This is a genomic window from Nitrospirillum pindoramense, assembly GCF_007827955.1.
Lineage (GTDB): Bacteria > Pseudomonadota > Alphaproteobacteria > Azospirillales > Azospirillaceae > Nitrospirillum > Nitrospirillum amazonense_B.
In genome coordinates, this window is record NZ_VITR01000003.1 from 411,262 (window position 1) to 425,153 (window position 13,892).

Annotated in this window: 16 protein-coding genes; 1 reads left to right on the plus strand and 15 read right to left on the minus strand. The window is 66.7% G+C overall.

What is annotated here, in order from left to right; all coding sequences use genetic code 11:
• Positions 1-289: 289 nt before the first annotated feature.
• The 7 genes from FBZ90_RS28285 to FBZ90_RS06855 form a co-directional block, all read right to left on the minus strand.
• Positions 290-1,081 (minus strand): MerR family transcriptional regulator, encoded by a 792-nt coding sequence (locus tag FBZ90_RS28285; RefSeq protein WP_246130190.1) that lies wholly within the window; start codon positions 1,079-1,081, stop codon positions 290-292.
• A 3-nt stretch (positions 1,082-1,084) separates the two neighbouring features.
• Positions 1,085-1,396, minus strand: coding sequence for an integration host factor subunit alpha (locus FBZ90_RS06830; protein ID WP_145730278.1), 312 nt, complete (start codon positions 1,394-1,396; stop codon positions 1,085-1,087).
• A gap of 245 nt (positions 1,397-1,641) precedes the next feature.
• On the minus strand, positions 1,642-2,616 hold the full coding sequence (locus tag FBZ90_RS06835) for a beta-ketoacyl-ACP synthase III (RefSeq protein WP_145730280.1): 975 nt from the start codon (positions 2,614-2,616) through the stop codon (positions 1,642-1,644).
• 29 nt (positions 2,617-2,645) lie between these two features.
• The gene (gene plsX / locus FBZ90_RS06840) at positions 2,646-3,716 is read right to left on the minus strand and encodes a phosphate acyltransferase PlsX (RefSeq protein WP_145730282.1); all 1,071 of its coding nucleotides are present in this window, start codon (positions 3,714-3,716) and stop codon (positions 2,646-2,648) included.
• A 37-nt stretch (positions 3,717-3,753) separates the two neighbouring features.
• On the minus strand, positions 3,754-3,945 hold the full coding sequence (gene rpmF, locus FBZ90_RS06845; RefSeq protein ID WP_145730284.1) for a 50S ribosomal protein L32: 192 nt from the start codon (positions 3,943-3,945) through the stop codon (positions 3,754-3,756).
• A gap of 238 nt (positions 3,946-4,183) precedes the next feature.
• Entirely contained in the window at positions 4,184-4,855 is a 672-nt protein-coding gene (locus FBZ90_RS06850; protein WP_145730286.1) for a YceD family protein, read from the minus strand.
• 66 nt (positions 4,856-4,921) lie between these two features.
• On the minus strand, positions 4,922-5,557 hold the full coding sequence (locus FBZ90_RS06855; protein ID WP_145730288.1) for a ubiquinol-cytochrome C chaperone family protein: 636 nt from the start codon (positions 5,555-5,557) through the stop codon (positions 4,922-4,924).
• A gap of 172 nt (positions 5,558-5,729) precedes the next feature.
• On the opposite strand from FBZ90_RS06855, the gene FBZ90_RS06860 reads away from it, so the two are divergent.
• Positions 5,730-6,212 (plus strand): outer membrane protein assembly factor BamE, encoded by a 483-nt coding sequence (locus tag FBZ90_RS06860; RefSeq protein WP_145730290.1) that lies wholly within the window; start codon positions 5,730-5,732, stop codon positions 6,210-6,212.
• A 96-nt stretch (positions 6,213-6,308) separates the two neighbouring features.
• Here FBZ90_RS06860 and FBZ90_RS06865 read toward each other — a convergent pair whose 3' ends face one another.
• From FBZ90_RS06865 to FBZ90_RS06900, 8 genes are all read right to left on the minus strand, one after another.
• Complete coding sequence (locus FBZ90_RS06865) at positions 6,309-8,432, minus strand: sodium-translocating pyrophosphatase (protein WP_145730292.1); 2,124 nt, start codon at positions 8,430-8,432, stop codon at positions 6,309-6,311.
• A gap of 133 nt (positions 8,433-8,565) precedes the next feature.
• On the minus strand, positions 8,566-9,045 hold the full coding sequence (locus tag FBZ90_RS06870; RefSeq protein WP_145730294.1) for a GNAT family N-acetyltransferase: 480 nt from the start codon (positions 9,043-9,045) through the stop codon (positions 8,566-8,568).
• Positions 9,046-9,064: 19 nt separating this feature from the next.
• A complete protein-coding gene (locus FBZ90_RS06875; RefSeq protein ID WP_145730296.1) occupies positions 9,065-9,517 on the minus strand; it encodes a flagellar basal body-associated FliL family protein in 453 nt (150 codons plus the stop codon).
• A gap of 124 nt (positions 9,518-9,641) precedes the next feature.
• Positions 9,642-10,715 (minus strand): thiamine-phosphate kinase, encoded by a 1,074-nt coding sequence (thiL, locus tag FBZ90_RS06880; RefSeq protein WP_145730297.1) that lies wholly within the window; start codon positions 10,713-10,715, stop codon positions 9,642-9,644.
• A gap of 69 nt (positions 10,716-10,784) precedes the next feature.
• Complete coding sequence (nusB, locus tag FBZ90_RS06885) at positions 10,785-11,336, minus strand: transcription antitermination factor NusB (protein ID WP_246130191.1); 552 nt, start codon at positions 11,334-11,336, stop codon at positions 10,785-10,787.
• Between the two features lie 271 nt (positions 11,337-11,607).
• Entirely contained in the window at positions 11,608-12,072 is a 465-nt protein-coding gene (gene ribH, locus FBZ90_RS06890) for a 6,7-dimethyl-8-ribityllumazine synthase (protein ID WP_145730302.1), read from the minus strand.
• A gap of 11 nt (positions 12,073-12,083) precedes the next feature.
• Positions 12,084-13,217, minus strand: coding sequence for a 3,4-dihydroxy-2-butanone-4-phosphate synthase (gene ribB / locus FBZ90_RS06895; RefSeq protein ID WP_186455644.1), 1,134 nt, complete (start codon positions 13,215-13,217; stop codon positions 12,084-12,086).
• A complete protein-coding gene (locus FBZ90_RS06900) occupies positions 13,217-13,828 on the minus strand; it encodes a riboflavin synthase (RefSeq protein WP_145730304.1) in 612 nt (203 codons plus the stop codon). Before FBZ90_RS06900 ends, ribB begins: the two co-directional genes overlap by 1 nt.
• Positions 13,829-13,892 lie beyond the last annotated feature (64 nt).

Here is a 13,892-nt window from a genome sequence, read left to right on the forward strand (position 1 = left end):
ACCTCTCGAGTGAACCGCGGTACGCTGCGGTTCGGGCGCGGACTATATCCACGAGGTCACCCCAATGCAACGCTGTTGGAGGCCCTAACGTCAAAAAAATGAATTTTTCTATATAACGCTTATCTTCCAATAGGTTATAGCTCGGCGCGACGCTCAGGCGAACGCGTGGGACCACCAAAAGGCGCTCTCGTCGCCTGGTCGATCATCTTTTCCGGGTTGGGGTAAGGCCCCGCATCGCCGTCGGCCCCGCACGGTCGGGGCGATACGGCGGGACGGCCAGGGCAAGGGGTTAAAGGACCCGCCGCAGCAGGTCGCGAATCTCTTCAAGGTCGCTCAGCACCTGGCCCAGCGCTTCCCGCTTGGCCGAAGGCAGGCCCTTCTCACCGGCGAGGCGACGGGGCTCCTGAGCGCGCGGCTCGGGGGGACGCGGTTCCTGGGCGCGGGGCACCTGGAGCTCTGGTTCCGGCGGGGTGCGCGCCCATTCCGGATCGGCCTCGGGGTCGTGGTCGAACAGGCCGACGATGCGCAGCTTTTCCTCCGGCTGCATCCGGACCGGCGGGGGCGGCGGAGATGGTGCCTCCGTCCAGGCGTTGTCACCGGAGTCCGCGCCTTCATCCGCATCGGCCGCCGGGCCATGGGACGGCAGCGGACGTCCACCCGGAGTGCGCAGTAGGCGTTGCACCCCCTTGATGGTGTAGCCTTCCTTATAAAGCAGCACCTGGATTCGGCGGAGCATCTCCACATCGTCGGGGCGGTAATAGCGACGACCGCCGCCGCGCTTCAGCGGGCGGATGTGAGGGAATTTGGTTTCCCAAAACCGCAGCACGTGCTGCGGCACGTCCAACTCGGCCGACACCTCGCTGATGGTGCGGAAGGCGGTGGGGGATTTGGCGCCGCTGCGGCCACCACGCTCGGGCGTGCTCCCGGCGGTCACCTCCCCGTGCGTCTCTTCTTCCGGCACGTCCGCCTCATCCGTCCCATCCCCACCCTCAGGCAGGGCATCGGTCACGGCGACAGCGTCGCTGGACTCGGGGCCGCCATCGGCGGGCACCGTGGGCTCAGGCGCGGGCGTGCCGGACATGGCTTATTGCTCGTTGGCCGACAGGACTTCGTTGATGCGATTCTTCAGCACATGGCTGGCCCGGAACACCAGGACGCGGCGGGGCAGAATCGGCACTTCCTCACCCGTCTTGGGGTTGCGGCCGATGCGCTCCCCCTTGGACCGGACGGAGAAGCTGCCAAAGGAAGAAATCTTGACCATTTCCCCGCGCCCCAAGGCGGCGGCGATCTCATCCAACACGCTTTCCACCAAAACGGAGGACTCATTTCGCGACAGCCCCACCTCCTGGTAGATGGCCTCGCTCAAATGAGCGCGCGTGACGGTGTGATCTCCCATGGGTGCCCTCCCTCGACCAGTGGCCCCTTTGCCAACTGCGGGAACGGTAATGCCAGCGGGTAAAGTCGTCAATTCCAAAGGTTTGCCAAAGTCTTGTCAGATTTGGCTAGACCATCCGTCAAGGTGCGGCGGTATTGCGAAGCACCCAAAAATGGTGCGATGCGAAAGCGGCGACGCCATCGCCTCAAATAATGAAGGGGCCCCTGTCCAGAGGCCCCTTCGCATACCAAGGTAGGTCGATTGACTTAGAAGCGCACCAGGGCGGCGCCCCAGGTGAAGCCGCCGCCCATGGCTTCCAGCAAGACCAACTCGCCCTGCTTGATGCGGCCATCGGTCACGGCCTCGCACAATGCCAGCGGGATGGAGGCGGCGGAGGTGTTGCCGTGGTGATCCACGGTCAGCACCACCTGGTTGGCATCCATCTTCAGCTTGCGGGCGGTGTTCTCGATGATGCGGCGGTTGGCCTGATGGGGGACCAGCCAGTCCAGGTCTTCAGGCGCCAGGCCGTTGGCATCCAGCGCCTCGCCCACCACCTCGGCCAAATTGGCCACGGCGTGCTTGAACACCTCCTGCCCCGCCATGCGCACATGGCCCACGGTCTGGGTGGAGGATGGGCCGCCGTCGACATAGAGCAGGTCGTGGTGCCGGCCGTCGGAGTGCAGGTGGGTGGACAGGATGCCGCGATCCCGCGCCGTGCCCTCGCCTTCCTGGGCGCGCAGCACGACGGCGCCGGCGCCGTCGCCGAACAGCACGCAGGTGCCGCGGTCGTTCCAGTCAAGAATGCGGGAGAAGGTTTCGGCGCCGATGACCAACACGGTCCGCGCCTGGCCGGCCCGGATGAAGTTGTCCGCCACCGATAGGGCGTAGATGAAGCCGGAGCAGACGGCCTGCACGTCGAAGGCGGCGCCGCGGGTCATCCCCAATGCCGCCTGCACCTTGGCGGCGGTGGCGGGAAAGGTCTGGTCGGGCGTCGCCGTGGCCAGCACGATCAGGTCGAGATCATCGACCGGGACATTGCCATGGGCCAGCGCCGCCTTGGCGGCGGCCAGCGCCAGGTCGGAGGTCTTCTCCCCCTCCGCCGCGATGTGGCGGCTGCGGATGCCCGTGCGCTGGGTGATCCACTCGTCCGAGGTGTCGACCATCTTGGCCAGATCGTCGTTGGTCAGGACGCGGGCCGGCAAGTAAGAGCCGCAGCCCACGATGACGGAGCGCATTACCATGGGTCAACCAGCCGTGAGGTGATGGACCGTCACTGGGCGACGGCCTGGGGATCGGTACCGGAAGCGGCCGCCGCGGCCTGCAGGCTTTCCTGCAGCAGGGCCAACTCCTTGCGGATTTTCTCGTTGAAGCCATGCTGGACAAGGTCCACCGCCACGCAGATGGCGTTGGCGAAGCCCAGCCCATCGGTGCCGCCGTGGCTTTTCACGCAGACACCCTGAAGCCCTAGGAACATGGCGCCGTTGTAGCGGCGCGGATCGGTGCGCTGGCGCAGCTTGTTGAACGCGCCCCGCGCCAGCAGATAGCCCAGCTTGGCCAGCAAGGACGATTGGAAGGTGCGCCGCAGGAACTCGCCAATCAGCTTGGCGGCGCCCTCGGTGGCCTTCAGCGCGACATTGCCGGTGAAGCCATCGGTCACCACCACGTCCACCGTACCGGCGGAGATGTCGGTTCCCTCCACGAAGCCGTGGAAGTTGCGGGCCAGGGGCGTGGCGCGCAGGGCTGTCGCGGCGGCGCGGATGGACTCGTGGCCCTTCTGCTCTTCCGAACCGACGTTCAGCAAACCGATGGTCGGTTCCAGCAGGCCCAACACCGTCTGGGCGAACACCGTGCCCAGCACGGCGAACTGCACCAGGTTGTCGGCGTCGCATTCGAGGTTGGCACCCAGGTCCAGCATCACGCAGTCGCCCCGCATCGTGGGCAACATGGACGCGATCGCCGGCCTGTCGATGCCAGGCAGCGTCTTCAGCACGAACTTGGCCATGGCCATCAGAGCGCCGGTGTTGCCGGCGGAGACGACACACGCCGCCTCGCCCGCGGCCACGGCATCGATGGCCAGGCGCATGCTGGAGCCGCGACCAGCACGAAGGGCCACGGACGGCTTCGCGTCCATGGCCACAACGTCAGCGGTATGGCGCACCTGGGAAATCGCCTTCAGCGCCGGCCGGGAATCGAGCAGCGCGCTGATGCGCTGCTCGTCACCGACGAACAGGAAGTCGACATTGGGGCAGCGTTCGCGTGCGATATCCGCACCGTCCACCACCATGTCCGGGGCATGATCGCCGCCCATCGCGTCAAGGGCGATTCGCAGGCGTGTGCTCACCGGACAGCGACCTCCTCAAGCACCGGGGCGAACCGGATCAGGCGGCAGCGGCAGCAGTGTCGACGACGACCTCACGGCCGTCGTAGTGGCCGCAAGAGCCACACACGTGGTGCGGGCGGGTCAGCTCACCGCAGTTGCTGCACTCGTGGTGCGCACCGGCGCTGATGGCGTGGTGCGAACGGCGCATGTTGCGGCGAGACTGGGAGGTCTTTTTCTTAGGAACGGCCATGATCGTCTACTCTCTACTCGATTAAGACGACCACTCACGTGCCGTCTTGCTAATCATCGTCAGACCCCATGCTTTAGCGAAATCGCCGTCCTTTTCCCACCCCCAATTTACTGGGGACGGGCTTGCGGAAAACGACACGGGGCCAAACGACAAGGAACCCGGCCCAGCCCTGGACCGGATGAAACAGGGCGCTTTGATTACTTGAAATCCCGACAAAGGGCAAGCGCCAAAGACCAAATTAAGTCTTGGGGCGCAGCTTCGCAAGGGCGGCAAAGGGGTTGGGCTTGGTCTCCCCCCCCTCGTCGGCCGGAGTCGCGGCTTTGGTGGCCGGCGACTCCGGCCCTTCCATGTCCTGCGGCCCCGCGTCCGCCCCCTCCATATCCGGGGGCGGTTCATTGGGCGCGTCGGGAAACTCGCCCTCGCCCTCCCAATCCTCGACATGCACGAACCGCTCGGCGTCCGCCTTGCGTGGGTAAGGCTCCAGGGCCAGGGAAAGATGCTGGGCCACCAGCTCACCGATGTCGATGCGTCCGTTCTCGATGGGCTCGGGCGGGTCGGCCTCGTCATCCAGCCCCAGGTTCTCCAGGTCCTCCTCGTCCTTGGGCACCAGGTGGGCCGGGGCGAACAGGGCCTGGAAGCTGTCGCGCACGCTGGCGGCCAAGGGCTCCAACGTCACCACGCAGCTCTGCACCACCTCGGCCTCCAGCTCGCCGGTGACGCGCACCATCTGACCACCCCGGATGCGGCGCAGGCGCACGAGCGCCGTCAGGCTATCCAGCGACACCAGATCCAGGCGCTTGGCCAGGGCGGCGCGTTCCGCCGGTGTGGCGGTGATCTTCTCCACGCTTTCGCGGGCGGAGACCTTGTCGGCGATGACGGGGCGGGAAAACTCGGGGGTCATGTCGGCCATGACGGCAACTCCACACGCTCAATGGCAATAGGGGTAAGGGGCGATAAGAATTAGCAAACGCGAGGCTTACAGGACCGGCGGGGCGGCGAAGACCGGCCCCCGCGCCAGGATGTCGGCCAGAGGCATGGCGCCCAGCCGGTCGGCGGAGGACCGGACGTAAGCCGCGACGGCGGCCACTTCCGGCCCATCGGGCAGGGTGGAGCCGAAAAGGTTGCGGTCCAGCGCGGCCTCCAGCGCCGGCGCCGCCTCTTTCAGGCCCGACTCGTAGGCGTCGGCGCGGCCATAGAAATGCGTGCCCAGGTCCTTCACCTTCTTGCCCACGACCATTTCGCTGGCGCCCAACTCCCTCAGGCTGAAGTCCAGGTCGGTGAACATATGGTCGAACAGGGCCTGGTTCAGGGCCGCGAAATCCGGCCCCTCGGCCGCCAGCCGGCGCATCACCAGCCAGGCATGCAGGGTCACCACCTCGAACCGCCCCTCCACGGTATCGGGAACGCCGCGCCCCTCGCCCGCCGACGCGGTGTAAAAGGTGGGGTGGCGCGCCTGCTCGACGATACCGGCGTACAGGCGCAGAACCGCGGCTTGGTGGCGGTTACGGCCGAACAGGGACTTCAGCAAGGCAATCACGGCGCGGTACCCGGCTTTCGTTGACAGGACAAAGCGGCTGGTGCGATTGTCACCGGCCAGATGGGGGGTGGTCATCCACCGGTCAAGCGTGACGCGGGACGTCGCGCCGGATGGGGATGACAGGAAACCCGGGCCGGTTGGTGCTCCGCGCCGGATTATCGCATCCCCCTGCGACGGACGGGCGATGCCTCAATCGTGGAATGGGGCCGACCCGCGATCAACGCTCTTGGGATTAACGTCTTAGACCATGCCGAACAAGACCCTTAAGTTGCTGTCCCCCGCTGGCCTGCTTGGCCTGGGCCTTGTCGGGATCGGGCTGACGGCCTGCACGCCCACCATCAACAACCGCGGCAACCTGGTGGAAAATCGCCGCTTGGCCGATGTCCACCCCGGGACCAGCACCAAGGAAGACGTGCAGAAGGCCCTGGGCTCGCCCAGTACCACCAGCACGGTCGATGCCAACGTCTGGTACTACATCGGCGCCATCACCGAGAACGAAGCCTTCTTCGATCCCGATATCGTTCAGCAGCGGGTGCTGCAGGTCAGCTTCAACGACCAGGGCGTCGTCAACTCCATTGGCGACATCGACCTGAACCAGCAGCAGGACATCAGCCCCGAGGATCGGGAAACCCCGACGGCGGGCCATGAGGTCACCTTCCTTGAGCAGTTGATGGGTAACCTCAACCGCGAGAAGAAGAAGGACGACAAGAAGAAGAAGGGCGGCGGCTGAGCATCCACCTCCACGACGGAATCAAAACCCCGGCGCGACATCGTCCCGCCGGGGTTTTTATTTGCGCGAGTCGCCCGAAGCTGTGCCGTGGGTAACTCAGCCGTGGGCCAGGATGGCCAGCAGCAGCAAGGCCACGATGTTCGTGATCTTGATCATGGGGTTCACGGCCGGGCCCGCCGTGTCCTTGTAGGGGTCGCCCACCGTGTCGCCGGTCACGGCCGCCTTGTGCGCGTCCGACCCCTTGCCACCGTGGTGCCCCTCCTCGATGTACTTCTTGGCGTTGTCCCAGGCGCCGCCGCCCGAGGTCATGGAGATGGCGACGAACAGGCCGGTGACGATGACGCCCAGCAACATGGCGCCCACGGCCGAGAACGCCGCCCCCTTGCCGGCGATGGCGTTGATGATGAAATACAGGGCCACCGGCGCCAGCACCGGCAGCAGCGAGGGGATGATCATCTCCTTGATGGCGGCCCGGGTCAGCAGGTCGACGGCCCGGCCGTAATCCGGCTTCGACGTGCCGGCCATGATGCCGGTGTTCTCCCGGAACTGCCGCCGCACCTCCTCCACCACGGAACCGGCGGCACGGCCCACCGCCGTCATGCCCATGGCACCGAACAGGAAGGGCAGCAGCCCCCCCAGGATCAGGCCCACCACGACGAAGGGGTTGTCCAGGCCGAAGTCCAGCTTGCCCGACAGATCCGCGAAGTAGGGATAGTCGTCGGGCTTGCTCATGAAATAGTGCAGGTCCTCGTTATAGGCGGCGAACAGCACCAGGGCGCCCAGGCCGGCCGAGCCGATGGCGTACCCCTTGGTCACCGCCTTGGTGGTGTTGCCAACGGCGTCCAGCGCGTCGGTGGTGACCCGCACGTCGCCGGGCAGGTCCGCCATTTCCGCGATGCCGCCGCCGTTGTCGGTGACGGGGCCATAGGCGTCCAGGGCCACGATCATGCCGGCCAGCGCCAGCATGCTGGTGACGGCGATGGCGATGCCCATCAGGCCCGCCATCAGATGGGTCACCAGGATGGCGGCGCAGATGACGATGGCCGGCAGGGCCGTCGACTCCATGGAAATGGCCAGGCCCTGGATGACGTTGGTGCCGTGGCCGGTGGTGGAGCTTTGCGCCACCGACTTCACCGGACGGTAGTTCGTGCCGGTATAGTACTCGGTGATCCAGACAATCAACGCTGTGACCAGCAGGCCGACAACGGCGCAGCAATAGAGGGTCTGGCCGGTGAAGTCCTTGCCGTTGACGGAGAAGGCGGTGGCCAGATGGTCGGGCAGCACCCAGTAGGTGACGGCCCAGATGCCGACCAGAGACAGGACGCCGGTGGCGATCAGCCCCTTGTACAGCGCGCCCATGATGTTGCCGCTGGCCCCCAATCGCACGAAATAGGTGCCGATGATGGAGGTGATGATGCAGACCCCGCCGATGGCCAGCGGATACAGCATCAAGGGCGCCAGCAGGTCCGTGCCGGCGAAGAAGATGGAGGCCAGCACCATGGTCGCCACCGTGGTGACGGCATAGGTCTCGAACAGGTCGGCGGCCATGCCGGCGCAATCGCCCACGTTGTCGCCGACATTGTCGGCGATCACGGCGGGATTGCGCGGATCATCCTCGGGAATGCCGGCCTCGACCTTGCCCACTAGGTCGGCGCCGACATCCGCCCCCTTGGTGAAGATGCCGCCGCCCAGGCGCGCGAAGATGGAGATGAGGGATGCGCCGAAGCCCAGCGCCACCAGGGCGTCGACCAGGGGCCGCCCGGCGATCCCCAGTTGGGAAAGCAGTCCGAAATAGCCCGACACGCCCAGCAGGGCCAAGCCGGCGACCAGCATGCCGGTGACCGCACCCGAGCGGAAGGCGATGGACAGGCCCGCCGCCAGGCCGTGGCGCGACGCCTCCGCCGTCCGCACGTTGGCGCGTACCGAGACATTCATGCCAATGTAGCCGGCCGCCCCCGAGAGCACCGCCCCCACGACGAAGCCCAAGGCGACGTACCATTTCAGGGTGACGTACAGCAGGATGGCGAGAACCACGCCCACCACGGCGATGGTGCGGTACTGGCGGTTCAGGTAAGCCCCCGCCCCCACCTGGATGGCGGCGGCGATTTCCAGCATGCGGGCGTTGCCCGGGCTGGATGCGAGAACGGATCTGGCGGTGAAAAGACCATAGAGCACGGCCAAGGCGCCGCACCCCCATACGAAGGGAAGCACTCCTGTCATGGCGTTTCCTTTTCCCAGACTGGTTTCCCAGAACGGCGGCCGCCCCAATTCTGGACGTTGGGTGTCAGTCGCCGCTTAGCCTTGAAAAAGTGACATGGAAACAGGGCCTAAGCAATCGTTCGTAGGAAACGCCCTAAAGAGACAGGAAGTAAAACCGCGTATCCACCGCCATGCGGGGAAAGGTTGGGGGTAACTCATCAGGGGTAATCTGGGAAAAACCGCTTTTCTCATAAAAGCGATGGGCGGCCAAGAACTTAGCTGTCGTGCCCAAATACAGGGAGGTGAGGCCCACCTCCTTGGCATGGGCCAGCAAAACCGCCAACAGCCGCACCGCCGCCCGATGGGGGACGCCACGGTGGCTGGGGGCCACGAACATCTTGCGAAGGGCGCCGGCGCCGCCGCCGATGTCCTTCAGGGCGATGCTGCCGACGATGGCATCCCCTTCCACCGCCACCCAGAACTGGCCGGCGCCCATCAGGTAAAAGCCTGGAATGTCGCGCAGATCCGGCTGGTCCTCATAGCTTATGGGGATGCCGAACTCCCCCTGCTGGATGGGGACGATCAGCGCCGCGATGTCCGACTCGTCGCCAGCGCGGTAGGGGCGGATATCCATGCGCAGCCCCTTTCAACCGTCAGTAGGCGGGATGCTGGTTCACGGCCTGGATCAGCACGTCGTCCACCACGCCCTCGCCCATCACCTTGGTGGTCGCGTCGATCAGCCAGCGGCGCACCTGCACCACGTCGATGACCTGGCCGGCCTTGATCTGCTGCTGCCCCAGCTTGCCGTACAGGGCCTCGATATAGGCGTTCTGCAGGCGATAGCGCTGCTCCTTCACCTTTTCCTTGGCCTCGTCGGTCGGCACCTGGATTTGCACCTGCAGCAACAGGTTCTGTTCGATCTGCTTCTCGCCCATGACCGGCAGGACGAACGGGCCGATATCCACGAACTGCGGCGGTCCCACAGGCTTCTTCTTCTCCTCCTCGACCTTGGGCTGCGCTTCCTTGTGCACAAGGAAGATATAGCCGCCCACGCCGGCGCCGATCAGCGCCAGCAGAGCCACCAACAGGAAAAGAATTTTCTTCATCGACAGGACATCCAGTGGGAAGACCGTGGGGCGGCTGCCCGTCCCCGCGCCATCCTAACGCCTGGACGTTAAAAAACCGTGCCGTGCCAATGGCAAGGCAGCCCCGCTCCACCATAGACCAGGATCAGAAGTGCTGCCAGCCGGCGACGCGGGGAGTGATGTCCCGGCCCATGACATCCACCAGCCGGGCGGGGCCCGTGCCATCCGTCCACCCGCCCCCGGCGGGCAGCGGACGCAGGGTCCCGATCTCGGTGACGGTCATCTTGGCCTTGGCCGCCGCCGCCATGATGGGCGCGCGGGCGGCGGGCGGCGCGGTGAACACCACCTCGTAATCCTCGCCGCCGGTGACCAGGTCGGCGATGGTGCAGGCATGGGCGGCCAGCATGCGCCGCGCCGGCGGCGACAGGGGAACACGCTCCGCCTCGATCATGGCCACCAGGCCGCTTTCGCGCACGATATGCCCCAGGTCGGCCAGCAGGCCGTCCGACACGTCGGCCGACGCCGTGGCGCCGGCGCGCAGCACCGGGCCCAATCCCAGGCGCGGCCGGGGACGATAGAAGCGATCAAGCAGGAACTGGCGATCCTCCTCCGGCACCGGCCCCTTGCGCTGACGCGCCAGGGCCAGCCCCAGGGTGGAATCCCCGATGGTGCCCGTGACGAACACCAGATCGCCCGGTCCCGCCCCCCGGCGGCGCACGGCCGTGCCGGCGTCGATCAGGCCCAGGGCGCTGATGGCCAGGGTGATGGGACCGTCGGTGACGGTGCTGTCCCCGCCCAGCAGATGGATGCCGAATTCGGCCTGGTCCGCCGCCAGGCCGCTGGCGAATCCGGCCAGCCACGCCTCCGGCAGGGTGCGGGGCAGGCTGGTGACCAGGCTATAGGCCAGGGGCTCCGCCCCCTTGGCCGCCAGGTCGGACAGGTTGGTGCGCAACAGCTTGCCCGCCACCAGCACCGGCGCGTCGTCGGGAAAGAAATGGACGCCGGCCACCATGGCATCCGTCGTCACCACCAGTTCCTTGCCAGGCGGCACGGTGACGTAGGCGGCATCGTCACGCAGCCCCTGCGCGCCAGGAAACCCTTGGGCCAGGGGGCGGAAATAGCGGGCGATGCGATCGAATTCGCCCAGCGGCGCGGCAGTCTCCGGCGGCACGGCCGGTGCCGCCGTCGGGGTGCCGGGATCAGAACCTGGATCCACCATCCGCGGGATCGCCCCTTCAAAAACGCCCGGTTTCAAACGCCCCTCGGGGGGAGAGCCAGCCGGAACCGATCAGGCCGGGGCGTTGCCGCCCGCGCGGGCGGCCATCTCATCCGGCCGGACGATGCGGGCGACCCGATCCAGAACGCCATTGATCATGCCGGGTTCCCGGCCGGCGAAGAAGCCGTGGGCCACGTCGATGTAGTCGTTGATGACGATACGGGCGGCGGTGTCGCCACCGGACAGCAGCTCCCACGCGCCGGCGCGCAGGATGGCGCGCAGCAGAAGCTCCAGCCGGTCCAGGTGCTGGCGGTCCAGCGCCTGGGCCAGCACCGGGTCGATTTCATGCTGACGCGAGGTGGCGCCGCGCACGATGGCCGCGAACAATTCTCCATCGGCCGAGACGTACCGGTCGCCGTCCAACTCCTGCCCCAGGCGGTAGTTGGCGTATTCGGTGATGATCACCTCGGGCGAGCTTTCGGTCAGCTCGATCTGGTACAGCGCCTGGACGGCGTTCAGGCGGGCGGCGCTGCGCCGCGCCTTGGCCGAACCGGCGCGCTTGGGCACGGGGGGCTTCACTTCCGGCGTGGGCGCGGGGGGGGTGACCTTTTTACGGGGAGCCATGATGTCGGAAACGCTTTTCGCCAGGAAGGAAGGGGGAATGGAAAGTAGGGAAAGATGCGGCAGCCGGGCCCGCCGGCCAACCGAAAAATCATCCGGCATAGCCGGCCTGCCCGCAAAGCGGTCGCCAAGATGCGACAGACGCCACCGCCAAGCCGCGCCTATTTAGGCTGGGACCGCGGCGGCCGGAGCTTTTCGGGCAGCGCAGCGGACTGGAAAGCGAGAATGAGCAAGGCCACGGGCGAGGCCGCCCGCCGCCTGAGGGCGTCGCGCATCAGCGCGTATTCAATCTGAACTGGCGCTTCAGCTCGATCATGTCCAGGCAGGCGCGCGCCGCCTCCCCACCCCGGTTTTTCTGCGTCACCGACGCGCGGGCCCAGGCCTGTTCCCGATTCTCCACGGTCAGCACGCCATAGCCCAAGGCCAGGGTGTGGCGCAGCACCAGGTCGTTCAGGCCCCGGGCGCATTCGGCCGCCACGGTGTCGTAGTGCGTGGTCTCGCCCCGGATGAGGCAGCCCAGCGCCACATAGCCGTCGAAGCGGCGGCGGCCGGAATAGAAGTCCATGGACTTCACCGCGTACTGCAGCGCCGCTGGCAGTTCGAAGGCGCCGGGCACCTGGAAGTGCTCGTAGGTCGCCCCCGCCTTGGTGATCTCGGCCGCGGCCCCGCGCACCAGCTCCTCGCCGATGTCCTCATGGAACCGGGCCTCGACGATCATCAGGTGGGGGGATTCGGCCAAAGACCGGCTCCTCAGAGGGCGGGGGGACGCGGCGGAATGGCGCGCTGGCTGAGGATGGTCAAGCCATACCCATCCACGCCCACCAGGGTCTTGGGATTGTTGGTCAGCAGGTGCAGTTCCTTGACCCCCAGGTCCAGCAGGATCTGCGCGCCCACGCCATAGTCGCGCAGCTGGCCGCCGTCGGGCGTGCCGGCGCCATCCAGCGCCCGCAGCCGATCCACCAGCGAGAAGGGCTGCGCGTCGCGGATGACGACGATGACGCCCCGCCCCTCGCGCGCCACGGTGCTCATGGCGATGTCCAGGTCACCGGCTCCCTGGCGCCGCACGTCGCCCAGCAGGTCGTGCACCACCTCCAGCGCGTGCATGCGGGCCAGCACCGGCCGGCCGTCGTTCACGTCACCCATGACCAGGGCCAGATGCTCCGCCCCGGTGATCCGGTTCTTGTAGACATGGACGGTGAAGTGGCCGCCATGGCGGCTTTCGATGGCGGTGGTGTAGACACGCTCCACCAACGTCTCGGTGCGGCGGCGATAGGCGATCAGGTCGGCGATGGTGCCGATCTTCAGGCCATGCTCGGCGGCGAAGGGCAGCAGGTCCGGCAGGCGGGCCATGGTGCCATCGTCCTTCATGATCTCGCAGATCACGCCGGCCGGCAGCTTGCCCGCCAGGCGGGCGATGTCCACCGCGGCCTCGGTATGGCCGGCGCGAACCAGCACGCCACCGTCGCGCGCCACCAGCGGGAAGATATGGCCGGGAGAGGCGATATCCTGCGGACCGCTGTTGGGGTCGATGGCGACGGCGATGGTGCGGGCGCGGTCGGGGGCGGAAATGCCGGTGGTGACCCCTTCCCGCGCCTCGATCGACACGGTAAACGCGGTCTGGTGGCGGGAGGCGTTGTCCCGCGACATCAGCGGCAGGTTCAGGCGGTTGATCTGGGCCTGATCCATGGACAGGCAGATCAGGCCGCGGCCGTGCCGGGCCATGAAGTTCACCGCCGCCGCGTCGCAGCACTCCGCCGGGATGACCAGATCACCCTCGTTCTCGCGGTCCTCGTCATCCACCAGGATGAACATGCGGCCGGCGCGGGCCTCCTCGATCAATTCCTCGGGGCTGGACAGGGCCACGGAAACCGGCGTGTTGCTCATTATTTCGTTTCCACCAGACGGGCGACGTAACGCGCCAGCATGTCGACTTCCAAGTTCACCACCCCGCCGGCCTTCAGATGCTGGAAGGTCGTCTTTTCCTGGGTATGGGGGATGATGTTGATACCGAAACGCGTGCCCTCGACAGAGTTCACGGTCAGCGAGACGCCATCCAGGGCGACGGAGCCCTTGGCGGCGATGAAGCGCGCCAGATGCGGCGGCGCGTCGAACCACCAGCGCTGGCTGTCCCCATCCGGCTGAACGTCGGCGATGTCGATGACACCGTCGACATGGCCATAGACCAGGTGACCGCCCAGTTCATCACCCAGGCGCAGGGACCGCTCCAGGTTCACGGGCGTGCCGGCCTGCCAGGTGCCGGTGGTGGTCTTGGAATGGGTCTCGGCGGAGACGTCCACCTTGAACCAGCCCCGGCCGCCGCCCTGGTCGCCCCCTTGGCCCGTCTCCACCACCGTCAGGCAGACGCCGTTGCAGGCGATGGAGGCACCGATGGCGATCGTCTCCAGGTCGAACCCGGTGGCGATGGTGAAACGGGTATCGCCACGCCGTTCAACAGCGGTGACCTGCCCGACATCCGTGATGAGTCCAGTAAACATGGCGACAAACTAGGCCCGGCCGCCGCGGCTGGCGAGTGGAAAATGCGGACGTTTCCCGCGCGTG